This window comes from Pontibacillus sp. HMF3514, assembly GCF_009858175.1.
In the GTDB taxonomy this organism is placed as follows: Bacteria; Bacillota; Bacilli; order Bacillales; family BH030062; genus Pontibacillus.
The window spans coordinates 193,050-219,862 of record NZ_CP047393.1 but is presented as its reverse complement, the minus strand read 5'-3'; the positions used below and the strand labels follow the sequence as shown (position 1 = coordinate 219,862).

General features: G+C 38.1%; 33 protein-coding genes and 1 riboswitch. Of the genes, 12 read left to right on the top strand and 21 right to left on the bottom strand.

Features of this window, described 5'->3' with window-relative positions:
* Positions 1–231 precede the first annotated feature (231 nt).
* Positions 232–3,309 (top strand): isoleucine--tRNA ligase, encoded by a 3,078-nt coding sequence (ileS, locus tag GS400_RS01265; RefSeq protein WP_370519788.1) that lies wholly within the window; start codon positions 232–234, stop codon positions 3,307–3,309.
* Between the two features lie 60 nt (positions 3,310–3,369).
* Here the strand turns inward: ileS and GS400_RS01260 are convergent, their stop codons facing one another.
* Positions 3,370–3,801, bottom strand: coding sequence for a cell wall hydrolase (locus tag GS400_RS01260; protein WP_160098380.1), 432 nt, complete (start codon positions 3,799–3,801; stop codon positions 3,370–3,372).
* A 256-nt stretch (positions 3,802–4,057) separates the two neighbouring features.
* On the opposite strand from GS400_RS01260, the gene GS400_RS01255 reads away from it, so the two are divergent.
* Positions 4,058–4,441, top strand: coding sequence for a hypothetical protein (locus tag GS400_RS01255; RefSeq protein WP_236561092.1), 384 nt, complete (start codon positions 4,058–4,060; stop codon positions 4,439–4,441).
* 56 nt (positions 4,442–4,497) lie between these two features.
* Here the strand turns inward: GS400_RS01255 and GS400_RS01250 are convergent, their stop codons facing one another.
* Positions 4,498–5,049: an LOG family protein gene (locus GS400_RS01250; RefSeq protein ID WP_160098376.1), complete on the bottom strand. Its 552-nt coding sequence runs from the start codon at positions 5,047–5,049 to the stop codon at positions 4,498–4,500.
* Between the two features lie 117 nt (positions 5,050–5,166).
* Here GS400_RS01250 and GS400_RS01245 point away from each other — a divergent pair, with 117 nt between their 5' ends.
* The 3 genes from GS400_RS01245 to GS400_RS01235 all read left to right on the top strand — a co-directional run bounded on the left by GS400_RS01245 (position 5,167) and on the right by GS400_RS01235 (position 7,420).
* Positions 5,167–5,811, top strand: a complete 645-nt coding sequence (locus tag GS400_RS01245) for a uracil-DNA glycosylase (protein ID WP_160098374.1) — start codon at positions 5,167–5,169, stop codon at positions 5,809–5,811.
* 401 nt (positions 5,812–6,212) lie between these two features.
* Positions 6,213–6,521, top strand: a complete 309-nt coding sequence (locus GS400_RS01240) for a sunset domain-containing protein (RefSeq protein WP_160098372.1) — start codon at positions 6,213–6,215, stop codon at positions 6,519–6,521.
* Between the two features lie 134 nt (positions 6,522–6,655).
* On the top strand, positions 6,656–7,420 hold the full coding sequence (locus GS400_RS01235) for a DUF2935 domain-containing protein (RefSeq protein ID WP_160098370.1): 765 nt from the start codon (positions 6,656–6,658) through the stop codon (positions 7,418–7,420).
* A gap of 15 nt (positions 7,421–7,435) precedes the next feature.
* Here the strand turns inward: GS400_RS01235 and GS400_RS01230 are convergent, their stop codons facing one another.
* Positions 7,436–8,245 (bottom strand): metallophosphoesterase, encoded by an 810-nt coding sequence (locus tag GS400_RS01230; RefSeq protein ID WP_160098368.1) that lies wholly within the window; start codon positions 8,243–8,245, stop codon positions 7,436–7,438.
* A gap of 145 nt (positions 8,246–8,390) precedes the next feature.
* Between GS400_RS01230 and GS400_RS01225 the strand changes: the two genes are divergently transcribed.
* Positions 8,391–8,657, top strand: a complete 267-nt coding sequence (locus tag GS400_RS01225) for a holin (protein WP_160098366.1) — start codon at positions 8,391–8,393, stop codon at positions 8,655–8,657.
* Positions 8,658–9,133: 476 nt separating this feature from the next.
* A complete protein-coding gene (locus GS400_RS01220; RefSeq protein WP_160098364.1) occupies positions 9,134–9,739 on the top strand; it encodes a hypothetical protein in 606 nt (201 codons plus the stop codon).
* A gap of 23 nt (positions 9,740–9,762) precedes the next feature.
* On the opposite strand, the gene GS400_RS01215 is transcribed toward GS400_RS01220, so the two are convergent.
* The 7 genes from GS400_RS01215 to GS400_RS01190 all read right to left on the bottom strand — a co-directional run bounded on the left by GS400_RS01215 (position 9,763) and on the right by GS400_RS01190 (position 16,824).
* Positions 9,763–11,517, bottom strand: a complete 1,755-nt coding sequence (locus GS400_RS01215) for an S-layer homology domain-containing protein (RefSeq protein ID WP_160098362.1) — start codon at positions 11,515–11,517, stop codon at positions 9,763–9,765.
* 287 nt (positions 11,518–11,804) lie between these two features.
* On the bottom strand, positions 11,805–12,119 hold the full coding sequence (locus tag GS400_RS01210) for a DMT family transporter (RefSeq protein WP_160098360.1): 315 nt from the start codon (positions 12,117–12,119) through the stop codon (positions 11,805–11,807).
* Entirely contained in the window at positions 12,119–12,463 is a 345-nt protein-coding gene (locus tag GS400_RS01205) for a DMT family transporter (protein WP_160098358.1), read from the bottom strand. The genes GS400_RS01210 and GS400_RS01205 overlap by 1 nt, the downstream gene beginning before the upstream one ends.
* 66 nt (positions 12,464–12,529) lie before the next feature.
* A riboswitch (guanidine-I (ykkC/yxkD leader) is annotated at positions 12,530–12,626 on the bottom strand.
* A 50-nt stretch (positions 12,627–12,676) separates the two neighbouring features.
* A complete protein-coding gene (locus GS400_RS01200) occupies positions 12,677–13,153 on the bottom strand; it encodes an NUDIX hydrolase (protein ID WP_160098356.1) in 477 nt (158 codons plus the stop codon).
* Between the two features lie 178 nt (positions 13,154–13,331).
* On the bottom strand, positions 13,332–15,614 hold the full coding sequence (locus tag GS400_RS01195) for a YcdB/YcdC domain-containing protein (protein WP_160098354.1): 2,283 nt from the start codon (positions 15,612–15,614) through the stop codon (positions 13,332–13,334).
* Positions 15,615–16,160: 546 nt separating this feature from the next.
* Positions 16,161–16,316 carry a DUF6176 family protein gene (locus GS400_RS20110; protein WP_255454184.1) on the bottom strand — a complete coding sequence of 52 codons (156 nt, stop codon included), beginning with the start codon at positions 16,314–16,316 and terminating at the stop codon, positions 16,161–16,163.
* Positions 16,317–16,371: 55 nt separating this feature from the next.
* Positions 16,372–16,824, bottom strand: coding sequence for an NUDIX hydrolase (locus tag GS400_RS01190; protein ID WP_370519787.1), 453 nt, complete (start codon positions 16,822–16,824; stop codon positions 16,372–16,374).
* Positions 16,825–17,007: 183 nt separating this feature from the next.
* On the opposite strand from GS400_RS01190, the gene GS400_RS01185 reads away from it, so the two are divergent.
* Positions 17,008–17,118 carry a YjcZ family sporulation protein gene (locus tag GS400_RS01185; protein WP_081672961.1) on the top strand — a complete coding sequence of 37 codons (111 nt, stop codon included), beginning with the start codon at positions 17,008–17,010 and terminating at the stop codon, positions 17,116–17,118.
* A gap of 79 nt (positions 17,119–17,197) precedes the next feature.
* Here the strand turns inward: GS400_RS01185 and GS400_RS01180 are convergent, their stop codons facing one another.
* The 6 genes from GS400_RS01180 to GS400_RS01155 form a co-directional block, all read right to left on the bottom strand.
* The gene (locus GS400_RS01180; protein ID WP_160098350.1) at positions 17,198–17,389 is read right to left on the bottom strand and encodes a hypothetical protein; all 192 of its coding nucleotides are present in this window, start codon (positions 17,387–17,389) and stop codon (positions 17,198–17,200) included.
* Positions 17,390–17,391: 2 nt separating this feature from the next.
* A complete protein-coding gene (locus tag GS400_RS01175) occupies positions 17,392–17,868 on the bottom strand; it encodes a hypothetical protein (protein ID WP_160098348.1) in 477 nt (158 codons plus the stop codon).
* Between the two features lie 3 nt (positions 17,869–17,871).
* Positions 17,872–18,045 carry a hypothetical protein gene (locus tag GS400_RS01170; protein WP_160098346.1) on the bottom strand — a complete coding sequence of 58 codons (174 nt, stop codon included), beginning with the start codon at positions 18,043–18,045 and terminating at the stop codon, positions 17,872–17,874.
* A gap of 116 nt (positions 18,046–18,161) precedes the next feature.
* Entirely contained in the window at positions 18,162–18,632 is a 471-nt protein-coding gene (locus GS400_RS01165; protein ID WP_160098345.1) for a thioesterase family protein, read from the bottom strand.
* 15 nt (positions 18,633–18,647) lie between these two features.
* Entirely contained in the window at positions 18,648–19,607 is a 960-nt protein-coding gene (locus tag GS400_RS01160) for a 3-hydroxyacyl-CoA dehydrogenase NAD-binding domain-containing protein (protein WP_160098343.1), read from the bottom strand.
* A gap of 2 nt (positions 19,608–19,609) precedes the next feature.
* On the bottom strand, positions 19,610–20,500 hold the full coding sequence (locus GS400_RS01155; RefSeq protein ID WP_160098341.1) for a beta-keto acid cleavage family enzyme: 891 nt from the start codon (positions 20,498–20,500) through the stop codon (positions 19,610–19,612).
* 186 nt (positions 20,501–20,686) lie between these two features.
* Between GS400_RS01155 and GS400_RS01150 the strand changes: the two genes are divergently transcribed.
* Positions 20,687–21,235, top strand: a complete 549-nt coding sequence (locus GS400_RS01150; RefSeq protein WP_160098339.1) for a TetR/AcrR family transcriptional regulator — start codon at positions 20,687–20,689, stop codon at positions 21,233–21,235.
* A gap of 28 nt (positions 21,236–21,263) precedes the next feature.
* Here the strand turns inward: GS400_RS01150 and GS400_RS01145 are convergent, their stop codons facing one another.
* The 3 genes from GS400_RS01145 to GS400_RS01135 all read right to left on the bottom strand — a co-directional run bounded on the left by GS400_RS01145 (position 21,264) and on the right by GS400_RS01135 (position 23,317).
* On the bottom strand, positions 21,264–21,845 hold the full coding sequence (locus tag GS400_RS01145; RefSeq protein ID WP_160098337.1) for a hypothetical protein: 582 nt from the start codon (positions 21,843–21,845) through the stop codon (positions 21,264–21,266).
* 216 nt (positions 21,846–22,061) lie between these two features.
* Positions 22,062–22,931 (bottom strand): permease, encoded by an 870-nt coding sequence (locus tag GS400_RS01140; protein ID WP_160098335.1) that lies wholly within the window; start codon positions 22,929–22,931, stop codon positions 22,062–22,064.
* Between the two features lie 62 nt (positions 22,932–22,993).
* A complete protein-coding gene (locus tag GS400_RS01135) occupies positions 22,994–23,317 on the bottom strand; it encodes an ArsR/SmtB family transcription factor (RefSeq protein WP_160104481.1) in 324 nt (107 codons plus the stop codon).
* 161 nt (positions 23,318–23,478) lie between these two features.
* Here GS400_RS01135 and GS400_RS01130 point away from each other — a divergent pair, with 161 nt between their 5' ends.
* The 3 genes from GS400_RS01130 to arsC are packed head-to-tail and all read left to right on the top strand — an operon-like array spanning position 23,479 to position 25,591.
* Positions 23,479–23,823 carry an ArsR/SmtB family transcription factor gene (locus GS400_RS01130; RefSeq protein WP_160098333.1) on the top strand — a complete coding sequence of 115 codons (345 nt, stop codon included), beginning with the start codon at positions 23,479–23,481 and terminating at the stop codon, positions 23,821–23,823.
* Between the two features lie 16 nt (positions 23,824–23,839).
* A complete protein-coding gene (locus GS400_RS01125) occupies positions 23,840–25,138 on the top strand; it encodes an arsenic transporter (protein WP_236561090.1) in 1,299 nt (432 codons plus the stop codon).
* Positions 25,139–25,165: 27 nt separating this feature from the next.
* Positions 25,166–25,591: an arsenate reductase (thioredoxin) gene (gene arsC, locus GS400_RS01120; RefSeq protein WP_160098329.1), complete on the top strand. Its 426-nt coding sequence runs from the start codon at positions 25,166–25,168 to the stop codon at positions 25,589–25,591.
* A 33-nt stretch (positions 25,592–25,624) separates the two neighbouring features.
* Here the strand turns inward: arsC and GS400_RS01115 are convergent, their stop codons facing one another.
* Together GS400_RS01115 and GS400_RS01110 are read right to left on the bottom strand one after the other, a co-directional pair.
* Positions 25,625–26,077, bottom strand: coding sequence for a hypothetical protein (locus GS400_RS01115; RefSeq protein ID WP_160098327.1), 453 nt, complete (start codon positions 26,075–26,077; stop codon positions 25,625–25,627).
* 423 nt (positions 26,078–26,500) lie between these two features.
* Positions 26,501–26,656 (bottom strand): DUF1540 domain-containing protein, encoded by a 156-nt coding sequence (locus tag GS400_RS01110; protein ID WP_160098325.1) that lies wholly within the window; start codon positions 26,654–26,656, stop codon positions 26,501–26,503.
* Between the last annotated feature and the right edge of the window lie 157 nt (positions 26,657–26,813).

Here is a 26,813-nt window from a genome sequence, read left to right as displayed (position 1 = left end):
ATAAAGGCTTCATGATTTCGGATAGAGTCGCTCTAGTTCTGGATAGAGGCTTCACAATTCCGGATAGAGTCGCTCTAATTCTAGATAGAAGCTTCATGATTCCGGATAGAGTCGCTCTAATTCTGGATAGAGGCTTCATGATTCCGGATAGAGTCGCTCTCTAGTTCTGTAAAAGGAAACGAAATTATTTTTAAAAACAAATCAGGAGTGAGTAACTTGAAAAAAGTTGATGTGAACGAGAACGCGCTTCAGCGTGAGAATCGTGTCAAAGAGCTTTGGCAGGAGCAAGATACATTCAAACAATCTGTCACAAATCGTGAAGGAAAGGAAACCTTCGTCTTCTATGAAGGTCCTCCAACTGCGAATGGTTTACCACATGCCGGTCACGTGTTAGGGCGTGTCATTAAAGACTTCGTTGCACGGTACAAAACGATGAGTGGTTATCAGGTCATTCGTAAAGCTGGGTGGGATACACATGGTCTCCCTGTAGAACTTGGCGTAGAAAAGAAAATCGGCATTTCTGGTAAACACGAGATTGAAGAATATGGTGTAGAAAAATTCATTGAAGAGTGTAAAAAGAGCGTATTTGACTATGAACGTCAATGGCGTACATTCACTGAAGCCATTGGATATTGGGTCGACATGGATGACCCTTATGTAACCTTGCAAAATAACTACATCGAGAGTGTATGGTACATCCTTTCAACGATCCATGAAAAAGGTTTGCTTGATCGCGGTCACCGTGTAGCCCCCTATTGCCCGAGCTGCCAGACTTCCCTAAGCTCACATGAAGTAGCACAAGGTTATAAAGACGTTAAAGACCTATCTGTTACAGCAAAGTTTAAAGTAGAAGGATCAGAAAATGAGTTCTTCCTAGGTTGGACAACAACACCTTGGACGCTCCCTGCAAACGTTGCTTTAGCGATCCATGAAGACCTCGATTATGTAAAAGCGAAACAAGGCGATGATGTTTATATCGTCGCAAAAAACTTAGCTGAGGATGTATTGGGTGAGGAATACAAAGTAGTTAGTGAGCATAAAGGTAGCGATTTTGTTGGTCTATCCTACCAGCCTCCATTTGATTTCATAAACCTTGATCGCGGCCATGAGGTCATCTCTGCTAGTTTCGTAACAGATGATAGCGGTACAGGTGTGGTTCATCTTGCCCCTGCACATGGTGAAGATGACTACAATGCGATTAAAGAAAGCGGCTTAGATTTTGTGAACGTAGTTGACCAGGCTGGCTGCTACACAGACGAAATTAAACCATTAGCAGGAGAATTTGCAAAGGACTGTGACGTAAGCATCATCAAAATGTTAGCTGATCAGGACCTCCTATTCTCTAAAGAAAAATATGAACACAGCTACCCGCACTGCTGGCGTTGTGACTCTCCATTAATCTACTACGCAATGGAAGGTTGGTTTATCAAAACAACAGATATTAAAGATACAATCATGGCGAATAACCAATCTGTGAATTGGCATCCAGACCACATGCGTGACGGACGATTCGGGAAGTTTCTCGAAAACATGGTCGACTGGAACCTTGGACGCAATCGTTACTGGGGTACACCATTAAACGTTTGGGTATGTAATAGCTGCGATCACCAGTATGCCCCGAAAAGCGTACAGGATATGCGTGATCATGCAAAAGGTCATGTGGCAGAAGACATCGAACTTCATAAGCCATATGTAGATGATGTAACACTTGAATGTCCTTCATGTTCTGGTGACATGGAACGTACAAAAGAAGTTATCGACGTTTGGTTCGACAGTGGTTCTATGCCATTCGCACAATACCACTATCCATTTGAAAACAAAGAGTTATTTGAAAAGCAGTTCCCAGCAGATGTCATTGCAGAAGGTGTTGACCAAACGCGTGGGTGGTTCTACAGTTTATTAGCTGTTTCATCTCTCTTCACAGGGAAAGCACCATATAAGCGTGTTCTTTCTCTCGGCCACATTTTAGATGAAAATGGCCGTAAAATGTCGAAGAGTAAAGGAAATGTTATCGCACCAATGGAACTCGTTGAGAATTACGGAGCAGATGCATTACGTTGGGCATTACTAGCAGACAGTGCCCCTTGGAATAACAAACGTTTCTCTGCCAACATTGTTAGTCAGGCAAAATCAAAGCTAATCGATACACTTAATAACGTGCATTCTTTCTATACGCTTTATGCAAATATCGATAGCTTCGATCCAACCAAACATGAACAAGGCGAATGTTCTTTGCTTGATAAGTGGGTTCTATCACGCCTACAAACGGTGACGGAAAATGTAACGAAGCACTTGGATGACTATGATTTCACAGCAGGTGCTCGTGAGCTATCTGACTTTGTTGAACAAGTGAGTAACTGGTACATCCGTCGTTCCCGAGACCGTTTCTGGAGTGAAGGTATGAATGACGATAAGCTTGCTGCTTACCATACGTTACACAAAGTATTAATCCGTACGAGTCAGTTACTTGCTCCATACACACCATTTATCGCTGATGATATTCATTTGAACTTAACAGGAGAAAGTGTTCACTTAGCTGACTTCCCTCAACCAGATGTATCAGAAAAAGATCATGCTCTTGAGAAAGATATGGATCGTGTACTCCAAGTTGTTGAGCTTGCACGTCACAGCCGTAACGCAACAAATATTAAAACGAAACAACCGCTTGCTGAGCTAACCGTTGTTGGTTCAAAAGAGGATAATACAGCGTTAGAGCAGTACTCTTATATTATTGAAGATGAGATCAACGTAAAAGATGTTCAATTAACTGAGAGCGCTGGAGCTGCTGTTCAATACGAAATCAAACTGAACTTCCCAACTGCCGGACCAAAGCTTGGTAAACTCGTTGGCGTTGTTCAAAAAGCGTTAAAAGGCTTGTCTGCTGATGATGCGAAGCAGGTCGTCGACCAAGGATATTTTGAAACAGAATCTCCTTCAGGCGAAACGGTTCGTGTCGAGCAAGAGGATCTTATTGTGAATCAGACGACACAACAAGGGATGGAAATGGCGTCCAATCAAACGTACATGGTCTTTCTAAACACTGAAATAACGGAAGATCTTCGTAAAGAAGGGCTAGCACGTGAGCTTATCCGTGCAGTACAACAATACCGTAAAGAGCTGAATTTATCTGTTGAACAACGTGTAAACCTTTCTTTCGACGCTAGTGAAACGATGAAAGAGGTTATCAAGCAGTTCCAAGAGCTTTTACAAAATAACCTCCTTGTGAAAGAGATGAACTTTGATCAAAAAGAAGACATGAAATATGTAGAGCTTGAAGATGAAAAAGTTGGCTTGCATATTGAATCATAAGGTTGTCTGATAATGGGTATCGAAAAAGGAGTTTACAAGTGTAAGCTCCTTTTTCTTTTTCTACCAAGTTGTAAATACTTCTTTACACTCTTCATATGTTGGTTTATAGAAACAATGTGTTTTATAGCGTCCTTCTAAATTTTGACCAAACCAAGTTGGAGGACAATCCCCTTCCGGAGCAAAGAACCAAAGTGAATATTTTGCAGGATAATACTGCTTACCAGCAATTACTTTTTCTGCTAACCGGATATCCTTTTCCCTGGCTCGTTGATAAAAATATCCCTTTAATGTTGCTTCAAATCCACCAGGTCGCTGATAGACCATTCGTTCAATTGAGTTAATGTCATCAAAATCTGAGCAACGTACCCGCACACGGTTAACCCCTGTGTTTCCCACCATAAGCATCCCTAACTTCCCATCACTCTCCGCTTCTGCTCGCATTAAACGAGCAAGCAGCTTTTTATCTTTAGATGTAGCTTTAACTACAGCCATAAAACCCCTCCGAAAATTTATAAAAACTATGCTTTTATACTGTATTCAGGGCTAATACCTGATGTGCATGGTTGGTAAAAAGTAAACTTTTCACTTAGCAAAAACCTGTCACTCTTTGTAGCAGGTTTTGAACATTTTATTCTATTTTGCGTTATATTTTTATATTAAAATATTAAATATTTACAAATCAGGAAATATAACTAAAGTCGAAACATCTAAAGAGGTTATCCGTAAATGATGGTATTGAGCAAAAGGAGTGAATACAGTGAAAAAGCTATTTATCATCATAGCCTTATTATCTATTCTTACATCATGTAAAACTAAAAAGGTTATGGAACCAGATACACCGACAAATGCAGCATGGCTAATGAAGTTTCAAATCGACCAAGGGAATTATGATGCTTTTCAATCCCTTTTCTATGAAGATACTGGAGATCAAGTATCAAAAGAAAAATTCCAAAACTTAAAGGAGATCACAACAGCAGGAACAAACTTTAAAAACTATGAACTATTAACCTTTGAAAATGGAGAAATGTTTCTTATAGAGTTTGCTCCGAAACAGGAAGATGAAGAAGAATATAAAATTGTGGACGTTAAGGTTGTTCCCGAAGAAATGATATCATTCTTTAAACATAAATAACGTGAGAGTCCTATGGGGAAGACTCTCACGTTTCTACTTGATAGAGAACATTCTCTTTAATGTTTTTCTTTAAATGAATCAAACTTCTGTAATAATGCTTCAGCATCCTTATCAATCATCACCATATCTCGGTTCTCCTGACTTAAAAATTCCTGATTCACCATATGATCGAATAAGGAGATAAGCGGAGTGTAATACTGATTTACATTATAGAGTCCAAATGGCTTATCATGAATACCAATTTGAGCCCATGTGTACACTTCGAAAAATTCCTCCATCGTTCCAGCACCACCAGGCATGGTAATAAATGCGTCAGCTAGTTCAGCCATTTTTGCTTTACGTTCATGCATCGTGTTCACGATATGTAAGTCGGTTAGGCTATGATGAGCGACTTCTTTTTCAACAAGTGTCTGTGGGATCACACCAATAGCATCTCCACCATTTTCTAAAACGGTATCTGCTAAAGCACCCATAAGTCCAACACTTGACCCCCCGTATATGAGCGTAATCCCTTGGTCAGCCATTACTTTTCCAAGCTTAATCGCTCCTTCTTTATATGCTTCTGTTGCGCCTAAACGCGAGCCACAAAACACTGCAATTCCCTTCATGTGTGTTCACCTCATGTCGACTTCAAAGAGTTTAATTATTAGTAGTATAGAGGATTTTTGTGAAAGAATAAAGAAGGATCATGTTAATATTAGGAAAGATCTGTGAAAGGAGGCTTCATGATGTTTCCTGAACATTTAAAGAAACTTGGGCTTGAGCGCATAGAACCTTATCAAACAGAGGGATTCGTACCAGGGAAAGGTCCCCAAAACCCTAAAATCATGCTTATTGGTGAAGCTCCTGGACGAAATGAAGTCGTGCAAGGTGAGCCATTTATTGGACGAGCTGGTGATAAACTAACCGAATTCATGGAATATATAGGACTAACTCGAGAAGAAATATACATTACGAGTGTGGTTCGTAGCCGCCCGTATAAAATTTTAGAAACAACGGATAAAGAGGGTAACGAAGTCACTAAAACGCCGAATCGGGCTCCTAATCAAAAAGAAATATTAGCGCACGCTCCGCTTTTGGATTATCAAATTCAAGAAATGAACCCTGAGATTATTGTTACGTTAGGAAACATTGCATTAAAACGCTTATTAGGGAAATCCTGCAAAATTTCAGAGTCACATGGGAAGCTTCTTAAAAGCCCCATTTTACAATTACAAGAACTAGATGATAAGCTCTATGAATGGTCTGATAAAGTCTACAAAGTATTTCCACTCTATCATCCCGCTGCTATTTTTTATAATGGTGGATTACTGCAGGAGATTTATAAAGATTTAGAGGTCCTTAGTAAAATTCTGAGTGAGGAAGATTAACCTCACTCAGGTTCACTAATCTGACTGCTCTTCTAAATCGTTCTCTTCTCCAATACGCTTAATTTTTTCTAAGGTCTTACGTTCTTCCGCATTCAATATTGTAAAAGCCGATTGGAACCATTTCTTTCAAAGTAGTATGAGGGATCTGCAGGGTTTGAATTTGTATAGATTTTTCATCCTCTAAATTAGACAACTAAAAATTGAATTGCTCTTCAAATTCTTAGATTTCTTTCAAAAAATGAACAGGAAAATAGGATAAATAGTACTTTGTGAGTCATAGATTTCACCCTTTTTCCTCTTTCATTTATAAGACGTTTGGATATATACTTAAGTTACAAAATTAGGTAGTAGTTTCACATTTGATTTGATGGGGAATAGGCTAACGTTAGGGAGGGGAAAACATGAAGATCATTGTAAAGGTTCTTACATATGCCGGTCTGATCGCGAGTGGATTTTTGATGGGGATGGTCTATTCAAGTGCCTCCACCCGTAAAACGGACACAAGTAAAAGCCCATCGGTTCCAGCAACACAAGAACTCGCCCCAACTCAGCAGCCACCTACACCTCAAATTAAAGGAAATCGTAATGGTAGAGGCGAGCTTATCTATCATGTTCCAGGTGGCCAGTACTATAATCGCGTTAAAGGTCAGGTATTCTTCCAAACTGAAGAAGAAGCCCAACAAGCCGGCTACCGGAAGTCACAACGATAATTTACATTCACCTTGTTACGTCCTAAATGGGGCGTAACTTTTTTGTTTAGAATGGGATATTTAAGAAAAAGCACATGCTCACCGTTTCTTCCGCATATGATGAAGGAGAAGTCATGTCTAGGAGGGTCACTAAGATGAAGTCCTATCAGGATGCTGCCCTGTATGAACATAGTTTTTGGCTACAGGTTCTTGGAGATCACGCCCGTTTTATTCATCATGCACTCTCTTCAAAAGAATATAAACTCGTGGCTCAAGCAGAGAATTTCATACAAACATTCGATACCTACCTTCAAACCATATGTGAGCAATACATTGAAGATATACCTGCTTTCACGCAAGAGATTGGAAAGGATGCACGTAATTTTCGTCGTTTGAAGCTCTCCCTTATTGAACAATCTATAAATGATGAGATTTCTATTGATTTATCAACATCATTTCTTCATCATATGGTTACTGAACTCGAAGAATATTTACTGGTGATTGGGTTTCTTGGTAAAGGTGAAGAGCCTCCTATTTTTCATGAATTACATCACCATATGCTTTGGCTTACAGATGCTTCAGCACATGCAGAAGCCCTTCAAGACGAACTAGATGACACCTACTTACAACGAAAATCGCAGGATTTCCAAAAGCAATTTAATCACTTTTATGCAAAAGCGGTTGAATTAACTGGTTACATTAAAACAAATTTTCAATCTTTCCCAATTCTAGATAAATTCAATACTCATATAGACCTTGAACGGAAATTGTTCCATACCTTCTTAAATGAAGTTCAAGATATGAATTTATCACCAAACTTATTAGATAGTTTTTCTGAACTGATGGCCGATCATATGGCTCGTGAAGAACAATATTACGTACAAAAACTGGCTGAGTTCCATAGTCAAAATCATGACTAGGATTCAGCCAGTTTTTTATTTACCCTTTGCACTCGGTGCCAAGTGATGGACGGTTAACTCACTTCTCACCCAAAACCGTATATTTAGTGCCGTCTGACTTATGCCTTTTGAGATATAGATTGGTCCTTTATCATGCTGGTGCTTTCCCTGATACATGCCTTGCTGAGCAACCTTTCCCATATCTTTTATTTTGAAAAAGAATGGAACATTTACTTGCTTTCCATGAAGATGTCCGGATACAAAAAACGAAAATGGTTGATCGATCTCCAATATAGCATCAGGATCATGTGTTAGAACTAATACCTCTTTATTCTCAGTGTTATTGAAATCAAAGCTTTTATTGATGTCACAATGTCCCTTACAATAATCATCGACCCCTACAATGAAAACGTCATCCTTTTCCACGTAATCATTTTTCAATAGATTCACTCCGCACTCATGAAGCAACTTCTCCAATTCCTCTACTTTATCCTCATCAATATATCGATCATGATTACCTAGAACACCGTACATTTCAATGCCTGTCTTTTGGATCATTTGTAATAGCAATTTGAGAGAATCAAACTCTCGCTCATGTTTATCAATAAAATCTCCTGTCAAAAAAACATAATCGGGTGTTTCCTCTTCTATGATTGATTGAATTTTTTCATATGATACACGGAGATGGCGAATGTGAATATCACTAATTTGCAGTATTTTCTTACGTGTCTTCGTATCCCAATAAATACGCTCTACCTTTAACCACTTGGTTGGGAAAATAAAAAACAACTCCCATAACAAAAAAGCAGTAAGGATAAGAAGTCCTATTATAATCATGTTTTCCATTAGCTTCTCCTACTTTCCATTAAATGCTTTCATTATATAGCGCTATGAGGTCCTTCCACCATCTTTATGATGTATTTTGACTCCTTAGACCTATCCATTTCTACTAGGTAAAGACGATATACTGTCTATAAGGAGGCTAAATTATATGAACAACCCTGTTGGTGACTTAACTGTACTTATAGCTGTTGTGACTGGTCTCACAGCTCTAACGAACCGCTTCGGTTTACCAGAAAAATATGAACCCATTCTAGCCCTGATTCTTGGTGTCTTGTTCGCTTTTATTTATGTTGATGTTACCCTTCGTTATCAAGTTTTAGCTGGCCTTATCATTGGTCTTTCCTCTTCAGGACTTTATAAAAACTCTAAATCTGTTTACGGTAAAGTAAAGGATAAGAAAGGAAATCAGACTTAACCTTGCATACATGCTTCTTGAGTTTGTTTAGATCCCTTTTCATTTATAAAGAAGGAAAGGATAATCCCAATAAAGCTACCAACTATTTACACAGCTGTCATTGGGCCTCTTTTGATAGGGGATCTTTAGTTCGATTCCATTATGTAATCCCTCCTTTGGTTAGAAGTTACTGAGATTGGAGTGCTACTCTTTTATTAGCAAAACCTCGACCAAACAGCAACCTTTACCAAAAGCTTATAAGGTCTAACTTCCTCATACATCCACCTTATCAGTTACAACCTCTACATCTTTCGACTGAAACCTTTAATCTACCTTATTCGTATTTCATTTCATAGTAATTTTTGAACCAATTTATTACATAAGATAAAAAAGAGCTTCTGAAGGGAAAGATCATTACTTCATCTAAATTCGTTTATGACTTCAGTTAATTGAAGCATTGAAAATGAAATTATTATATAAAAAGGAGGAAATACGTAGTGAGAAGTGCATTTTCTAAGATATTTTGGGGTTTTTTATTAACTCTATTAGAAATCCATATTCAATTTATCGATATCTTACCAGATCCAGTTGGCTATTTTTTAATATTTCTTGGACTGCAAACATTAGTTGAGAAATATCCAATTGGAAACAAAGCTCAAGTGCTTGCTGCTATACTCGCTGTATTGTCAATTCCGACAGTGTTTATAAATGAATCCGGCACAATGAACCCTATGGATTCTCCATTTACGATGTGGTGGGTTTATAGCGAAGTTATGATGATTATTGATTTGATTCTTATATTCTTTATTTTTCAGTTAATGTTGGAAGTTGTTAAAGACTATCAAGAAGAAGCATTAGAAACTTATACAAGGAAATTCTTCAAAGTTTATATCCTATCTAATCTTGCCTTAATTATTTTTGATGCGTTATTCATCAATCTATCTAGTGAAGCGCTCGTTGGTCTTACAATAGTAGCCATTGTATTTTTCATAATTTTAGAGATTATGTTTCTTGTACTCCTCAGGAAGTATATGAAACTGGACGATCACCCTCCAATCCCACCGGAGGAAGCATCTATAAGCACAGAGAAGCCACTAGCATAATAGCTAGTGGCTTCTTTGATCTATTATTGATTCATTTGGTGTAACAAGAACATCACTTTAGCTGCTTGAGCACGGTTAGCATTTGCCATTGGGTTAAATTGGTCTCCACCGTTACCCACCATTAGCTCAAGTTCACGAGCTGCATCTACATGTGCGTTGAATCGTGGGCTAATATGCGCTTCATCTTCATACATATAATCTTCTTTTGGTTCATATTCCGTGTTCATCTTCGCGTTATATGCACGAACTGCCATTGCAGCCATCTGTTGACGTGTGATTTTCTCGTTCGGAGCGAATGTTTCTTCTGTCATACCATTTGTAATACCCGCTTCATAAGCTGCTGCAATTTCAGCAGAGAACGTTTCAGAAACATCGATAAATGGTAAGTCAATTGATGCTTCTAGATTAAGTGTTCGAGCTAGCATCGCTGTGAACTGTCCACGTGTTACTTCTTCTTTAGGCATGAATTGATCTTCATTCATTCCATAAACAATTCCAGCATTAGCTAGGCCGTAAATATACTCAGAAGCCCAAAATTCAGCGGAAACGTCAGTAAACTTCATATCTTTTTCTTCAGACTTAGAAAACTTTTCTGGGAACTGTGCAGCAATTGCTCCACTGAACAATTTAGCTGGTGTAAACATATGGTCATAACCAGAACGAGCAATGTCCCAAGATTGACCATAATTTTCGTTCACGTATTGATCAAAAGTACCTGTTAGCTGATCAACGTGCACCTGTAATCCTTGAGCAAGTCCGTCAGATGGAACGCGTTCTTCCGTTGCTGTACTCATGAATTGAGAGAAGTCTTTACGGTAGTCATCTAATTCAGCAAGAGCTTCTTGTCTAGCTTCTTCATCGTCTTTTCCTGTTGCTTTTACATAATCAACGAAATAACCAATGTGAGAGCTCCATAGGTCTTTAAACTTTTGACCTGCTTCTTCACCATATACAGATCCAATTGTTGCAGATAGCTCTTCTGTATTTTGTTGTAGTGTCGCAACGTTTGCTTCAAATTCAGGCGCTCCCTGAATACCATTTTGCATAGCTTGTTGAGCTAATGCGAAGTGTTCAGATAGTAAGAAGTCTAGATCTGATCGAAGTTGAGCTGCTTTTGTTACAGCTTTTGTGTTATTAAATTTATCTGGGAATTGGTTCACAATGGCGCTTGAAAGACCTTTACTGGTCATATACATGTGTTCCATTGCGTTACTTTGTGTTTCATATGCTTCTTCATAATCCCCTTCTACGAATGCGTTGAATCCTCCGATAAGTTGATTAATGTGTGTTTGCAGACCTTCTGCTAGAGCATCAGATTTTAACTGATTGTCTGTAGCTTCGGACATAAAGGTAGAGAATTCTTCTTTATAGTTTTCCAAATTATCTAGAGCTTCTTGTTTAGCCGCTTCGTCTTCATTTGCTGTTGCTTTTACATAATCAACGAAGAATCCAATATGGTTACTCCAGAATTCGTTGAACTGATTACCAGCTTCTTCACCATACACACTTGTGATTGCAGCAGTTAAATCTTGTGTATTCCCTTCTAAAGCTGCAACGGCTTGTTCAAAGTCTGGATCTTGGTTTGCTCCTTTACGCATTGCTGTCATAGCCAAGTAAACGTGTTCAGAAAACATGCGATCCAAATCAGCTCTTAATTCGACAGCTGCAGTATCTACCTTAGGCTTCGTGTGATCCTCTGCTGACACAACATCCGCTAGAGATGGTACCAATAAGGATACACTCAACGGAATCGCTACAAATGTCTTTTTCAAGTTCATGAAAATACCTCCTGATTGTAATTTAGATTAGATTTTTAAAGCTTCTATATTTTCTTTTCTACTTAGCTATCGAAGCAGCTATCAATTTGGATCACATTTTTCTAGATTTTTTTTATAAAAAATAAAAAGGTAGCGCCTCCCTCTTGATATGACAGGGATTTACTACCTTTAATTTATCCTATAAAGTTCTAGTACGCCGCTTTGTTTTTAGAATATTAATTTATAATGAGCAATAAACTCTTCCATCCTCCAGTTTAATATAACCTTAGTCGCAACACATGCTGAACTTAGCTAATAAACTTTAGGCCCATGACGGAAAGTATAATAAGACTGATAAAAAATATTCGCTTCATATCTACTTGTTCTCCATAAAAAAGCATTCCCATAATAGCTCCCCCAGCTGCCCCTATTCCAGTCCACACAGAATAGGCGATACCCATAGAGAGCTCTTCCATAGCAATAGAAAGGAAAATAAAGCTTCCGGTAAAAGCTATCAACATAGTGAATACAGAAAAAGCATTTCGATATTTATGAATTAAGTTAATTGACGTTACGCCAAGCATTTCAAAGAGCCCAGCAGCTATTAATGATACCCACGCCATTATGACTCTGCCTCCTTATCAACTGGAGATTCCTCTGTTACAAGCTTCAATCCAACTACTCCTATAATAAGTAAAAGAATCAAAGCAATTTTGGCGAATTGTAAAGGTTCCCCAAAGAATAGAATCTCTGATAAAACTGTACCGGCTGTTCCTAAACCTACAAACACTGCATATACTGTTCCGACTGGTAGGTACTTACCTGCCATCACCATAAAGTAGAAACTGATGATGATTCCAATGATTGTTAAGCTCCATTCTAAAGCTGAATCTGCATGTTTTAATCCAACAACCCATACAACTTCAAAAAACGAAGCAACAACGACCTTTAACCATTCCTTGTTCATGGGATTCTTCCTCCTACCTATATTACTGCCAAAGATAAAGCCCGAGAGACATCTGTCATAACAGAAATCTCCCGGGCTTTTGTCCCTCCGTGTCACAGCTGAGCTGTGTGTTTTCTCTCGGACCAGGCCAGTTTAAAGCTGCGGAACCCTAGAAAACCGTTCAAATTTTATTATAAAATATACTATCATATCGTCACTTATTTACCAAATCACTTAATGATCATGATTAACCCAATGCTGTGCTCCAACAGGTAAATCCTTCAACGTATCGTATAGAAAACCCGGTCGAACATCTATAGAGGGGAGTTGATCTATTTTCACCCATTGATACACTAGATCATCACCTTCTACTCCGTAAAACTCTCCTGATTTGTTTAGTGTATTGGTGTCCACGTCCTCTGAATGAACGATATAATAAAGGCCTACCTCATGCACCTTCTTACCATTATGTACAAAAAAGTTTTCACTCGTACCTAACAAACGATCGATTTTGATATCGACCCCTAACTCTTCCATGAACTCTCTCTTAATGCTCGTGCTAGATTCTTCTCCAGCTGCTACTCGACCACCCGGGAGTGACCAAAATGTTTCATGCTTAATCCGATGAAGCAACACATAGTCCTGATTCAACCAAACACCAGCAACACGAAAGTTAAACTTCACATCCCCCATTTGAACCTTAATATCCATAGAACCCCCCCTTCCAGATTCTGAGATTATAACATGTCTAGAGGAAAGGAAGAAGAAATGAGCATTTTCACAAAAGTTTATTTTAATAAATACATCCTATGAAATTCCATCGACATCGTAGATAATTTGATGCACGAAAAAAGGTGCCAGACCCTAGCCTGGCACCTTTTTCTCTTTATTAATGTTCATTTAATTTTGGCTCAATCTCTAAAAACTTCATAATCGCAATAGCTAAGTCGGCTTTCGTTACCGCCTTATCTGGATGGAATTCATCTCCATTCCCTTTTACGATACCTAGACGGTTTACTAGAGCGATGTGACCAGCATACTCCTCACCTTCAACATCTTCAAATGCTGGTTGAAATACTCCCTCAAAGCTGGCAAGTTGATCGTAGCCCAAAGCTTCTACTAGAAGCTTTGCCATAAATGCTCGATCCGCTTCCTGATCCGGATAGAATTTGTTTTCATCGTCATCTAGAATATTACGCTGAACAGCACTATGAATATAACTAAAGTCTGCATGCTCTTCTGTCACATCTTCAAATGGCAGTTCGTCATTACGTCCGTAATAATAGCCATCATACCCTAAAGCTTTCATCATGAATTTTACTAATTCAGCTCTTGTCAGCTCTTCGTCTGGGTTCAGATTCCCATCCTTGTCAAGCTCTAAAATGTTGTAGTCTAACATATCCTGAAGCTGCTTTTTGTTTGGATGATCAGCGATATCTTTCGCTTCTTTTTCTTCTTTACTGTAAATTTCACCTGTCTCCTCATCAATCCATTCTCCAGTTTTAGCATCTAGATATACACGATAATCAGTAATTTCACGTGTTGGTTGATAGATCAGATTGGTATCCTTGATATCTTCTTCCTCTTCACTTCTTGGAACAGGTAAATGATGAGTTAAATCCATTTTGTAATTATCAAAAAGGATTTCTTTTGCTTTCTCTTCTGATATAACATCTTCTACATTAGGGAACTCAATATCGTGGTTCCAACGTTGATGATAATTAACGATTTTACCTGTATCGCTTAACACGGATACTGAAATTTGCTGGCCTTGTACTTGTAAGCCATTTTCTTTGCGAACAAAAGTTACTGTATAGGAACGCGGTACATCTTTTTCTCTGTATGTATTTTCTCGTGGTGTTCTTACGTACAGACGGTCTAATTTGCTTGAAGCTACCTTTTTCACAAGGTTCACAGCTTTCTCTTTTGCTTCCTCTTTTGTTACTTTTACCTCAAAGTCATCCGGCATCTTATCACCGTAATAGCGGTCTCGATCATCCCGGTAACTCATAAGCTCTCCTGTTTTAGCATCCACAGTGACCCGAATGTCCTCCATTGGATGAGGTCGCTGTTCATCGTTTCTCCAATAGAACCTCCATGTAGGGTTTTCGTCACCTCGGTAGTTATTTTCATCATAACTCGCATCCTGAAGTTCATAATTCTCTGGAATATCGAAAGCTCCAGTTACAACTTCAAGAGCTTCTTCTTGTGTTAACTCATTGTGTCGTTCTTTTAGTGGAGTAGCTTCGTCTGATACAGGATCTTCAGAAATCTTATATTCATCACTCTCTCCATACGGCTCTTGATAACGGTTTAACCACTCACCCGTTTCAGCATCTAGTAGGCCAAAGCCTCTATACCCTTCTTCAAACTTGCTAACCGGAATATAAACAAGTCTTGGTTCTGCTTCAACCCCAGGACGATAAGCATAACGATTCATCTGATATTGTAGTCCTGCCGTAAACTGTTCATAGAGTTTATCTGCCGCTTCTTTTTTCGAAAGGACTTCACTTGGATTTTCATAGTTTAAATCATATTCCCAGTTAAATCTCATACTTGTAATCTTTCCATTCCCATTGATGGAAAAATGAATACTATTGCGTTTATAAGGCACTCCATTCACTTGTTGATGAAACTCTACTTGATGTTCATAAGAACGACGGAAGGGTCTTTCTTGAGATCTTTTCTTCGTCACTTCATCGAGTACAAGGCCACCCTTTAAACCTGAGTGGTGTTTCATGATATAGGACTGTGCAATAGAAACAGCCTTATTATAATCAACTTCTGGTGGGAAATTTCGTTCTTCATCTTGTTCGTTATGATGTTGATGCAAAGAAATAACATCTCCTGTTTCTGCATCAACCGTTACACGAATATTATGATATGAGCGATCATCTCGTTTATTCCATCTAATTTGCCATACTTGTGTGTCACGATAACGAGTATCAAAACGAACGTCTTCACGCTCATAATCTTCTGGAATCTCAATAGCCTGCTTTGCTAATTTAATAGCTTCTTCTTTAGAGATCTTGGCTTCTTTCTTTGCCTCTTCTAATGCGACTTCATCAACCTTTTCATTACTTGAATTGCGATCGGTCGCTGCATATACCGGTGTCATGCTACCTGCAATCATCACCGTACACAGCATTCCAGACATCCATTTTTTCTTCATCCATCTCTCCCTTTCCTTTTGTTATTCCGTGTTTACTCTAGTGGTGTATCATGGTTGGAAAATTTCACTCCCTCAGATACTTACGAAGTAAAATATAAAATATGATTATAAAAGGAAATTTAAACCAATAACTAAACTTTATATCTTCTTCTCAAATCGAAAGGAAATTTAAACCATTTTTATCCTCTACTATAAAGACGAATGAAAGGGATAGGACGTTTCATTTTTTTGGAAATTATTTAGCAATTTATATTAACGATTATCCTTAACTGATTAAATGTTTGAATTTTTAATAAAAAAATTCATTCACACTATTGACTTTAATGCTTGAAAGCGTCTAAGATAGAAAGGAGTCAAACAATTTATATTTGAATGATATTTCTTTGGCGTAGACGGATTTGCAGTAATGAGACTCTTCCCTGTTCCAGAGAGCTAGTGGTTGGTGAGAACTAGTACACAGGAGTGTCATGAAGTACGTTCCCGAAGCTTTATTAACAGAATTAGAAAAAGGCGCCCTTTAAAAAGGCGCCTTTATTTATTGTATAATTATTTCATGATCTCCCTAACCTTCTCTGGAACCATAACCACTTCAGTATGTAGATCTACTGGTTCATAGTTAGCATCAATGCATTCGTCCCAATATTCTAAGTGCAAATGATCAATATCATGATCAGATTCTGTTAGAAAACCATACCAACTAATTTGATTGTTATCTAATTATATTAGGTTGAAAAGCTGCTCTGTATTAAGGAGCAGCTTACCTCTTGTTATCATTAATATATGTAATAAAATTCTCCAAAACTTTCTTGTCAGGTGGGCTTAAAGGAGATGGAAGGTCATCTAAGTTAAAATATTGCAATGCTTCGACTTCTTCTGGCTCTTTCCTTAGTTCACCTGAGAATTCTGTACAAACGTAAGAGGCGATCACATTGTACACTTCATCACCATGAGGATATTTATAATAAAGCTCTTCTCCAGAAAATATCTGAAAAAATTCAAGATGATGCGCTTTTAGTCCAGTTTCCTCCTGAAGTTCACGAGCTGCTACTTCCTGCAGTTCCTCTCCTGGCTCCAGAGAACCTCCAGGCAATCCCCAGCATTGATTGTCTGTTCTTTTCTGTAGAAGCAAGCGCCGCTCCTTATCCATAAGAAGAACACTGGCCCCCACTACTATTAAAGGTCTCCTTCCCAAAACCTTTCTTAGGTCCATAACATATCCCATATACGATCTCCTTTTAACTTATCTATTTAGCAAAACATGAGTAGGCCAATCTATCATTATAAAAAGGATGTTGTCCCATTGGGCATTACACCATACAAAACTGGTCCCTCATCCATATGATGTATTAATGGGTAAGGTGCTCATCTCATTTGACCTTATCTTACCTAAACTATGATGAAGGGAGATTTTTCTATGTCTTGCGGATACGGCTATGGAAGTAACTTTGTGTTGATTGTTGTACTGTTCATCCTTCTTATCATTGTTGGTGCATCTTTCTATTAAGCCGATAAATGTAACCTAAAAAACACCTAATCCTCTTGTGGGTTAGGTGTTTTTTCATAAGCAAAAATGCGGAAGATAATCATTCACCGCCATCTCCTCCACCATCACCATCTCCACCATAAAAGAAGCCTCCTGTACTAACGTCTCCTCTCCGACTACGTGCTGTGAGATTATCTTTCTTTGCAGCTACTCCACCTTTATCGAATTTAGCTAATTTAAGTACAATGATTATAATAATGAGAAGAGCAAAAAATAAGATAAACCCTCCCATTGCTATTCCTCCTCCCTTCGATTTTGTACCAAAAGAATGCACATGGTTAAAAAAGCTGCCACCAAACCACAAAGCAATACACTTAGCAGAAATGTAAATGTGTTAAAGTATATGGAATTTGTGAACTGATTCCACCCTATATGATACTCTTCATTATTAGACCCCAATAAAGCATTCCGTACAGCTTGTGCTTTTGATTTGATTGGGAAAAATACACCCACAAAGCCAATCACACAAAGAGTTAAAAAACTTAGCACAATACGCTTGCTTCTTGTTGCAAGAAGCCAACGTGTAACCAATTCAATCGTAAAATAATAAAAAACCATAAAAAACGGCCAAAGTATCATTAGAAGAAGCAACCAAGGATTACCGTTTCCATGTGAAGCTTCTGGTGATGCTGTTCCAATGTTCATCATGAAGAAACAACCATAAGTAACTACTAGACAGATAAACCAGATTATCATTTTCCATTTACTCAATACTTATTCCCCACCTCCGCCGTCACTGCCGAAGCCTCCATCACCACCAAAGAAACCTCCGCCACCAGAGTCGGAATGGTCATGATGATCGCCGCTATGAAATCCTCCACCTGATGCCTTCTTACCTATATTAATTACGACAATAATAATAATAAAGATAACAAATAATGCTTCCATTTTTATCACCTCTTATATTATTAGTACGTTTTTATTTTTATTAAGTTTCATAATCTGGAAAATCAAAGTACCAAAAAAGACCTCGGATCTTGTTCCGAGGTCTTTTAAAAACTGCTCTATTTTTTTCGAATACCAATCTGCCTACCAGCTTGTTTAGGACGATCCTTTTTTGAATCTACTACGAAAATCTCTTCAACTTTCTTAGCTACTTTTTCAGGAAAAGGAGCTGGACGACCTTCTTTTTGATCCATACCCATAAGCATCAGTTCCATCGTTGAAACAATGTCTCCTTGAGCATTTACCATCGTTAGGAACTGATGCAATCGTTTTTCATCAGTATCTAGAAGCTGACTTTTGATTGTAAGGGTCTCCCCTTCATGAGCTTCCTTTAGGTAACAAATATGGGTTTCCAAGGTAAAAATCGTGTAAGAATGCTCTGCACGTCCACTTTCACCCAAACCAATATAGTCTAAAAACGCTTCTCCAGCCCAACTAAACGCTCGAGCATATTCCGCATCGTTCATGTGACCATTGTAATCCACCCATTCAGGGAGCACTTTTTGTTCAAAGCTAAATGTTTGTTCCAAGCTTACACCTCCGATTTATGCTTTTTCTTTCTTCTGTTCTTCAGGCCAATATTCCTTCACGAGATCAAGCAGACGAACTAAAAATTCATTTCGATTCTGATCTAATTCAGACATAGATAAATCGCCTGCTTGCTGCTCGCAACCTGATACGACCTTGTCATAAAGCTCATCGGTTAATTCTGGTGCTTCAAGTTTTGTCCATGGCTTTTTCAATGCTGGTCCAAATTGTTTAAGCATGTGACGCATACCACCTTCTCCTCCTGCTAAGTGGAAGGTAAGGAATGGGCCATACTGAGCATAACGTTGTCCTGCTCCATATATAAACGCTTGGTCCACCTCTTCAGTAGTTGCAATGCCTTCATTCACAATATGAAGAGACTCGCGCCAAATGGCTTCGATTAAACGGTCCGCTATATGCCCTTCAATTTCATGACGGACAAGTAATGCTTTCATATTTAGACCTTCAAAGAAGCCTTGCGCTTTCTCCACATTTTCTTTTGTCGTTGCTTTTCCTGGTACTACTTCAACCAATGGTAAGATATAAACTGGATGGAATGGATGCGCCACAACGAAACGCTCCGGATGTTGCAAATTAGCTTGTAACTCCGACGGCATAATACCTGACGTGCTTGATCCAATTACCGCATCAGACTTAGCATGCTGATCAATATTTTGTAGCACAGTTTGCTTTAATTCTTCAACCTCCGGAACATTTTCTTGAATGAAATCAGCACCTGCTACAGCTTTTGCAAGATCCTTTTCAAACGTTAAACGATCCTTTGAAGCTCCTTCAGCCAAACCTAGTTCTTCCACATAAGGCCAAGCATGATCAACCGCTTTTCGCATACGTTCTTCTGCGCCATCAGCAGGATCTGTCGCCACTACATCATAACCATGTGCTAAAAAGCGAGTAATCCACCCGTTTCCGATAACGCCTGTACCAACTACTGCAACCTTCTTGATCTGTGCTGTCATACTTACTTCCCTCCATGCGGATTGCGTAGATTTAAATACTCTCGTGCTTCTTGTGGTGTCATCGGTTCAATGCCATGTCCGCCAAGCATTGATACAGCTTTGTCTACCAATTGTTCATTTTTAGCTAAGACGCCTTTTGAAAGGTACATGTTGTCTTCAAGACCCACTCGAACATTTCCACCTAAAAGAGCTGCTTGAGCAGCGATTGGGAACTGCATGCGTCCAATTCCAAATGCAGACCAATGGGCATTTTCAGGTAAGCGATTTTTCATATACATCATCGTTTCTGCATCAGCTTCTGCTCCCCATGGGATCCCTAGGCAAAATTGGAACATTGGATCTCCATCTACAAGTCCTTCCTGGATAAGTTGTTTAGCAAAGCGAAGATGACCTGTATCAAAACATTCAAGTTCTGGCTTTACGCCACTTTCCTGCACTAGTTTTGCTTGTTCACGTAACCAATCTGTTGGACTCATATAGATCATATTGCCGAAGTTTGTACTTCCACAATCAAGCGTACACATTTCTGGTAGAAGTTCGCCTACCGGTTCGTGACGTTCAGATGGTGTTTGAATATCCGTTCCATCCCCACCTGCAGCTGGAGTTGCAAGACTTGGAATAAAGTCTCCACCTCCACCAGATGTAATGTTAATAATGACATCTGTCTCAGACTCACGAATGCGATCTACAATTTCACGGTAATGATCTAAATCATGGCTAATACCACCAGTTTTTGGATCACGTGCATGAACGTGAGCTACTGTTGCTCCTGCTTTTGCTGATTCAATTGCGGAATCTGCAATCTCCTTAGGTGTCACTGGTACGTTTGGGTTCTTCTGTGTTGTATCTCCTGCACCTGTTACGGCTGCTGTTAGTAAGACTTTATTTTTCACTATGAACTCCTCCTTCGAATTAAATCACTATTTGAAACTATACCATCTGGACTGTAAAGTTTCAAATGCTTCTTTTATGTAATATTTCCACAACATAGGTCATTATTCTAAGGCAAATTGAAAAAGCATTTCGGTATTGTTACGATTAGATGGATAAATAAAACCTAACTATGTGAGGGAAAAATTATGCCTAGAGTATCGAAACGGCAGAAATTATTAGAAGCAGCAGCTTTAATCGTGCATAACCAAGGTATTGATGCACTCACCCTTGATGCTGTAGCGAAACAAGCTGAAGTGAGTAAGGGTGGATTGTTATATCACTTTGAGAGTAAAGAGGCTCTAGTAAAAGGGCTCGTTCAACATATGGACAATATATACCGTGAAAATGTAGAAGGTTCTACTAAAGATGACTCAGAGGAAACTGGAAAATGGACGAGAGCCTTCGTCAATACGATGTATAAACAAAGTCTTGAAAATAAAGAAATTAGCGCAGGTATGCTTGCCGCACAAGGAATTAACCCTGATTTATTAAAGCCGCTTCAAGAAACGTATGATCATTGGCAAGAGCAGATCCAACAAGATGGACTTGATGAAGTACAGGCTACGATTTTGCGTTTAGCCGTAGATGGCTTATGGCTTTCTGAAATATTTGGACTTGGAACATTAGATCAAGAGATGCGAAAGCGTGTATTAGAAACCTTGCTACAACAAACCCATTCTAAAGAACAGTCATAAAAAAATCACCCGAAACTCGGGTGATTTTTTAATATTTAATTCCGCTATTTCCACCTAATTCATCATTAATAATCCCAATTCCTTCAATTTGTTTATCTTGTACATCAGGTTGAATGGAAGGATTTAAAGGATAAGCGTTACCATTAAATTTTAATTCTTTGTACCTCGGCTCCATACCTCCACCAGCAACATACATGACAATGTTTTTCCAACCATTCGTTTTCTTCTTCCGAATAATAACGGGATTACGAACTAATGAAAACTTAGAAATCAGATCATAGTCTTGTGTGAAAATAAGTCCACTACATCCACCTGTCCCACAAACGTATGGACCAACCAAGAATACAAATGTTTCTGGTACTTGATCATCATTAAGATCAATTCGGTTGTAGTAATAGGTAATCTGATCTTTACCTTTCTCTAAATCATAAGCCTTGCTAAACGCTTGTTCTAGCTTTGAATCTGGAAGGGTTTCAGAGTTCATATACTCTACTTTACTGAGATCTAGTTTATTTTGTGTTTCTTTAGCTTTAACAGTTGTTGCATATGAAGTACTTGAACATTGAATATAAATCAACCCTATTACTACTGATGCTAATATCCATTTCATTCTCGTGTACACCCTCATCACTCCAAAGCTCGCCTAGTATTTTATATCGTTAAATAGTTTTCCCAATCTAGATGTGCTTATGTGATGTTACTTCTTTTCCTCTTTCTCTTTAATCTCTACTTTACAGCAATCCTTCTTCTTATTCCCTTTACCTGTTAATGCTTGAATAAGTTTTTTCATACTTCTCCACCTCCTTAAATCAATTTTTTTGATTAATTAAATCATATAAAATATCCATCCTGACACGGTGGACATAACAATGACTGACACGACAAAAGTTACAACGAGTTCTTTCTTAAAAATAGACTTTAACAGAATGACTTCTGGCAAGCTTGCACCTGCTGAACTTATAAGCATAGCCATTACAGGTCCTAAAGCCATACCTTTTAAAATCAGTACTTGAGATATCGGCACCATACTCGAAAGACGTATATACAAAGGAATTCCTAATATTGCAGCTACAGGAACTAACCACCATGCTTCTTCTCCAAATACACTAGCGACAAATTCAGTTGGTACTAAGCCATGTATAACCGCTCCGATAAAAGCACCCAATACTAAATATGGGAGTACTGTTTTCATGAGACCTACCGTTTCTTTCCATGCAACTCTTAAGGATGTATCCGATTCTTCATCTGGAGCAAATCCTGTAACAACTTCATCTTTAACGGATTTTTCGAATCCAAATGTATGAAGGAGTAAACCTATTACAATGGAGAAAACAGTGGTGATCACCGTGTAAACAATCGTCACTTTCCACCCTAGAATTACGCCCATAACTGTTAATATCGTAGGATCTAATAATGGAGAGGCGAATAGAAAAATCATCACCATACCGAAATTTAGTTTTTTGTTCAGCATATTAACCACCACTGGAATGGTTGAGCATGAACAGAAGGGTGTTATAAATGCAAAAAAGACTGCAATCAAAGAACCTACAAGCTTATTACTGTTTGAAAGTAATTTCTCAACTTTTTGATACGGGATGTATTTCTGTAAATAATTCATGAGTAAAGACACACCTATAAACAGAACAACCAATTCCAATGCAATCATGACAAAACTTTTTAACGTTTCTCCTATCATAGGACCAACCCCTTAAATCAAATTATTTTGATTAATTGTGCACAATAAACCTTATAAGAGGTTTATTGACCGCTCGGCTTAAATAAACAACATAGTTCTTCAGATAGCAAAGCGTTTACAGTTTCTTCTTTAATCCAATAGTAGCTCCACGTACCTTTCGTTTCTTTATGAATAAGATCAGCTTTTAGAAGAATTTTCAAATGATAAGATAGTTTAGACTGAGAGAGATTCATATCGTCTACTAAATCACATACACATGTTTTTCCCCTTCTCGTTAATATGTTCATGATTTGCAAGCGTTGTTCATCAGCCAAAGCTTTGAACTTTTGGACATAAGGAGCAAAATCGACTGTATTATCGGTTTCTAGAACCGGAAGTTCTTTCATCATGTTCACCCTTCCCTTAAATCAAAAATTATTGATTAATATAATATTTACATAGTTTTCCTTTTAATTCAACCACTAAATCAAAAAAAGTTGATTTTTACATAAAATTCATTGTTTATATAAGTAAATAATTATATAATGATGCACGGAGGTGCAGGTGGATGAACAAGACAGTTTTATCCTTGCAAGAAACATCTAAAGCGTTGAAGCTATTAGGAGATCAGACTCGTTTAACCATACTAGGCTTACTCAAAGATAACGAATGCTGTGTTTGTGAATTTGTTGAGATTTTAGAGATGTCTCAACCTGCCATAAGTCAGCATTTGAGGAAGTTGCGCGATGTTGGAATTGTAAAAGAGAAACGCAAAGGACACTGGATCTTTTACTCTTTAAATGAAAGCCACGAAGCATTTGAGCTCATATCGGAGATTATCAAATATATTCCAGATCAAAAAGAGAAAATTATTGAACTCGAGAAAAGTGGTAAACGTATTACATGTGAATAAGAAGGGGGAATCTTTTTTGCAAGCATCAGTACTATTAGCTATTTTAATATTTTTACTTACATTAGTTCTTGTCATCTGGCAACCCAAAAACCTAGGAATTGGTTGGTCGGCATGTGGAGGTGCAATCCTTGCACTTCTTGTAGGTGTTGTTAATTTTCAAGATGTTGCAACCGTTACAGGGATTGTATGGAATGCAACACTAGCTTTCATTGCTATCATAATAATTTCTTTAATCCTAGATGAAATTGGTTTTTTCGAATGGTCTGCTTTACACATGGCACGCATTTCAAATGGAAATGGGATAAAAATGTTCATCTACATTACATTACTTGGTGCAGGAGTAGCTGCTTTGTTCGCAAATGATGGTGCAGCGTTAATCTTAACGCCAATTGTACTGGCGATGGTCCGTGCCTTGAACTTTAAAGAGCGCATGATCTTCCCGTTTATTATGGCAAGTGGTTTTATCGCCGACACGACTTCCTTACCCCTTGTCGTAAGTAACCTGGTTAACATCGTATCAGCTGACTTTTTTGATATTGGCTTTTTAGAGTATGCATCTAGAATGATTATTCCAAACTTCTTTTCTCTCGGTGCTAGCATTCTTGTTCTATATTTATTTTTCCGAAATGATATACCAAGAACGTATGATATGAACCAAGTAAAAACACCAAGTGATGCAATTCAAGACCACAAGATGTTTCGTTTATCTTGGTGGATATTGGGGATTCTACTTATTGGTTATTTTGCAAGTGAATTTTTCACCATACCGGTATCCATTATAGCTGGTATCGTCTCTATCTTTTTCTTAATTATGGCGAGACGCAGTCCTGCAGTAGAAACCGCTACTGTTGTAAAAGGTGCACCATGGGCCATCGTTTTCTTCTCTATCGGAATGTACGTTGTGGTTTATGGTTTACGTAATGTAGGGCTTACAGATGTGCTAGCGAATGTAATCGAAGCAGCAGCTGATCAGGGACTCTTTATTGGTACCATATCCATGGGCTTCATCGCAGCGATTTTATCATCTGTTATGAATAACATGCCTACTGTTATGATTGACGCTTTAGCTATCGCAGACTCCAGTGCTTCTGGCATCATGAAAGAAGGACTTATTTATGCCAATGTCATAGGTAGTGATCTTGGTCCAAAAATCACACCAATTGGCTCTCTAGCCACATTATTATGGCTACACGTATTATCTCAAAAAGGGGTTAAGATCTCTTGGGGATACTACTTTAAAATCGGAATCATTCTAACGATTCCAACCTTAATCATTACATTAGTGGGTCTTTACCTCACTTTATTACTTCTATAATATTTAAGTCAAAGGAGTTAGATCGATATGACAAACAAAAAACCAGTACTTTACTTCTTATGCACAGGGAACTCTTGCCGTAGTCAAATGGCTGAAGCTTGGGGAAAACATTATTTAGGAGATAAATGGGAAGTAAAAAGTGCAGGTATTGAAGCGCATGGTTTAAACCCAAATGCTGTGAAAGCAATGAATGAAATTGGAATGGATATTACAGGTCAATCATCTGATATCATTGATCCTGAAATCTTAAACAACGCTGAATTTGTCGTAACATTATGTGGGGATGCTCGTGACAAGTGTCCAATGACACCTCCTCATGTACGAAACGAACATTGGGGTTTTGATGATCCTGCTAAGGCTGAAGGAACAGAAGAAGAAAAATGGGCTTTCTTTCAACGTGTTCGTGATGAAATTGGTGACCGTATTAAAGTATTCGCAGAGACAGGAAAATAATAAGCAATGAGCTCAGTATTGAACTGAGCTCTTTTATTTAACAAATATTCTATATCTGTACAATACTTTCATGTACAAAGCACAAACTATAAACCCTGCCAAATAAATTAAAAATGTAAATCCTATATTCCACCCACCATAATAGTTCACCTTTCCTATACTCACAGCGAAAAACTCAAAGGATGTAGTGGTGATTGTGAATAACACAATTAAAAAAATCGAACCCACATTATATCTTATTTTTATATACGTAAATGCACAAGTCAACAATGGGAAGTAGCCTATGCTAAATGGCATCGCTGATAATGACGGATTTTCATGAGTTGGGGTGACAACCCAAAACAAATTATATCCCCAATCATTTGCCATAAATGCAATGGATATCCCTAAAGGAAACATCAAGATAACGATTTTCGATGCTTTTATAAAAAGAAAAATACAAAATATCCAAGGGATCAACATACCTATAATAACATTCGTCAGCATTTAACCACTCTTTTTAAATATCAGTATGCGTAGTTTCAGCTAATTTTATTATGACACTTGTAGCCTGATGTTGAAGTCCTTGTGTTTAGTCAACCATGGCTTTGACCGTGATGCTTCATTGCTTGATAATAGCCACGTAAACATTGAACGAATAAATGATTGTTTTATAGCTGGAAACGCTTCTAGTGAACCTTCATTGGAAGGCTTATACGCTGCAGGAGCCTTTCAGGTTGCTGCTATGCTAATGCGGTGAACAAAGCGAAAACGTATATCCAACCAGACGCAACAGCGAAAGGTATGGTTTCTTCTCATCATTCCATATTTAAAGAGCGCAATAAAAAAATTGTACGGGAACTCTTAAAATAATAAAAGGACATATTCAAAAAGAGGTAGACAGATTTGATGCTACCTCTTTTTGATTACCTACACTTCAGGTACAAATGTTTTACAATCTGTTTCCTCACTTGTAGAGGCTTGATCTCCTCTGTGACTAACTACATAAATTTCTTCAGCATGACACTTGTTACCTTGACCCCAATACTTGCAATTGTTTACTTCGCACAATACATCTTTTGCCATGATGTCACACCTCCTTGTAGATTAGGTTGAGCAGGTTGTGATGGATTCATACCATTTTGACATCAAAGCTTAACCGTTAAAAAAAGCCAAGAGCCTTTAGCTCTTAGCTTATTAACGTACCGAATAAGAGGTCCTTTATTAACTGATGATTTCTTTG

What these genes read in the sequence shown, in the direction of transcription:
- GS400_RS01260 (WP_160098380.1), bottom strand. Translation starts at nt 3,801, where the DNA reads ATGGCTGTAGTTAAAGCTACATCTAAAGATAAAAAGCTGCTTGCTCGT.
- GS400_RS01250 (WP_160098376.1), bottom strand. Translation starts at nt 5,049, where the DNA reads ATGAAGGGAATTGCAGTGTTTTGTGGCTCGCGTTTAGGCGCAACAGAA.
- GS400_RS01245 (WP_160098374.1), top strand. Translation starts at nt 5,167, where the DNA reads ATGATGTTTCCTGAACATTTAAAGAAACTTGGGCTTGAGCGCATAGAA.
- GS400_RS01240 (WP_160098372.1), top strand. Translation starts at nt 6,213, where the DNA reads ATGAAGATCATTGTAAAGGTTCTTACATATGCCGGTCTGATCGCGAGT.
- GS400_RS01235 (WP_160098370.1), top strand. Translation starts at nt 6,656, where the DNA reads ATGAAGTCCTATCAGGATGCTGCCCTGTATGAACATAGTTTTTGGCTA.
- GS400_RS01230 (WP_160098368.1), bottom strand. Translation starts at nt 8,245, where the DNA reads ATGGAAAACATGATTATAATAGGACTTCTTATCCTTACTGCTTTTTTG.
- GS400_RS01225 (WP_160098366.1), top strand. Translation starts at nt 8,391, where the DNA reads ATGAACAACCCTGTTGGTGACTTAACTGTACTTATAGCTGTTGTGACT.
- GS400_RS01215 (WP_160098362.1), bottom strand. Translation starts at nt 11,517, where the DNA reads ATGAACTTGAAAAAGACATTTGTAGCGATTCCGTTGAGTGTATCCTTA.
- GS400_RS01210 (WP_160098360.1), bottom strand. Translation starts at nt 12,119, where the DNA reads ATGGCGTGGGTATCATTAATAGCTGCTGGGCTCTTTGAAATGCTTGGC.
- GS400_RS01205 (WP_160098358.1), bottom strand. Translation starts at nt 12,463, where the DNA reads ATGAACAAGGAATGGTTAAAGGTCGTTGTTGCTTCGTTTTTTGAAGTT.
- GS400_RS01200 (WP_160098356.1), bottom strand. Translation starts at nt 13,153, where the DNA reads ATGGATATTAAGGTTCAAATGGGGGATGTGAAGTTTAACTTTCGTGTT.
- GS400_RS01195 (WP_160098354.1), bottom strand. Translation starts at nt 15,614, where the DNA reads ATGAAGAAAAAATGGATGTCTGGAATGCTGTGTACGGTGATGATTGCA.
- GS400_RS01190 (WP_370519787.1), bottom strand. Translation starts at nt 16,824, where the DNA reads ATGGACCTAAGAAAGGTTTTGGGAAGGAGACCTTTAATAGTAGTGGGG.
- GS400_RS01185 (WP_081672961.1), top strand. Translation starts at nt 17,008, where the DNA reads ATGATGAAGGGAGATTTTTCTATGTCTTGCGGATACGGCTATGGAAGT.
- GS400_RS01180 (WP_160098350.1), bottom strand. Translation starts at nt 17,389, where the DNA reads ATGGGAGGGTTTATCTTATTTTTTGCTCTTCTCATTATTATAATCATT.
- GS400_RS01170 (WP_160098346.1), bottom strand. Translation starts at nt 18,045, where the DNA reads ATGGAAGCATTATTTGTTATCTTTATTATTATTATTGTCGTAATTAAT.
- GS400_RS01160 (WP_160098343.1), bottom strand. Translation starts at nt 19,607, where the DNA reads ATGACAGCACAGATCAAGAAGGTTGCAGTAGTTGGTACAGGCGTTATC.
- GS400_RS01150 (WP_160098339.1), top strand. Translation starts at nt 20,687, where the DNA reads ATGCCTAGAGTATCGAAACGGCAGAAATTATTAGAAGCAGCAGCTTTA.
- GS400_RS01145 (WP_160098337.1), bottom strand. Translation starts at nt 21,845, where the DNA reads ATGAAATGGATATTAGCATCAGTAGTAATAGGGTTGATTTATATTCAA.
- GS400_RS01140 (WP_160098335.1), bottom strand. Translation starts at nt 22,931, where the DNA reads ATGATAGGAGAAACGTTAAAAAGTTTTGTCATGATTGCATTGGAATTG.
- GS400_RS01135 (WP_160104481.1), bottom strand. Translation starts at nt 23,317, where the DNA reads ATGAAAGAACTTCCGGTTCTAGAAACCGATAATACAGTCGATTTTGCT.
- GS400_RS01130 (WP_160098333.1), top strand. Translation starts at nt 23,479, where the DNA reads ATGAACAAGACAGTTTTATCCTTGCAAGAAACATCTAAAGCGTTGAAG.
- arsC (WP_160098329.1), top strand. Translation starts at nt 25,166, where the DNA reads ATGACAAACAAAAAACCAGTACTTTACTTCTTATGCACAGGGAACTCT.
- GS400_RS01115 (WP_160098327.1), bottom strand. Translation starts at nt 26,077, where the DNA reads ATGCTGACGAATGTTATTATAGGTATGTTGATCCCTTGGATATTTTGT.
- GS400_RS01110 (WP_160098325.1), bottom strand. Translation starts at nt 26,656, where the DNA reads ATGGCAAAAGATGTATTGTGCGAAGTAAACAATTGCAAGTATTGGGGT.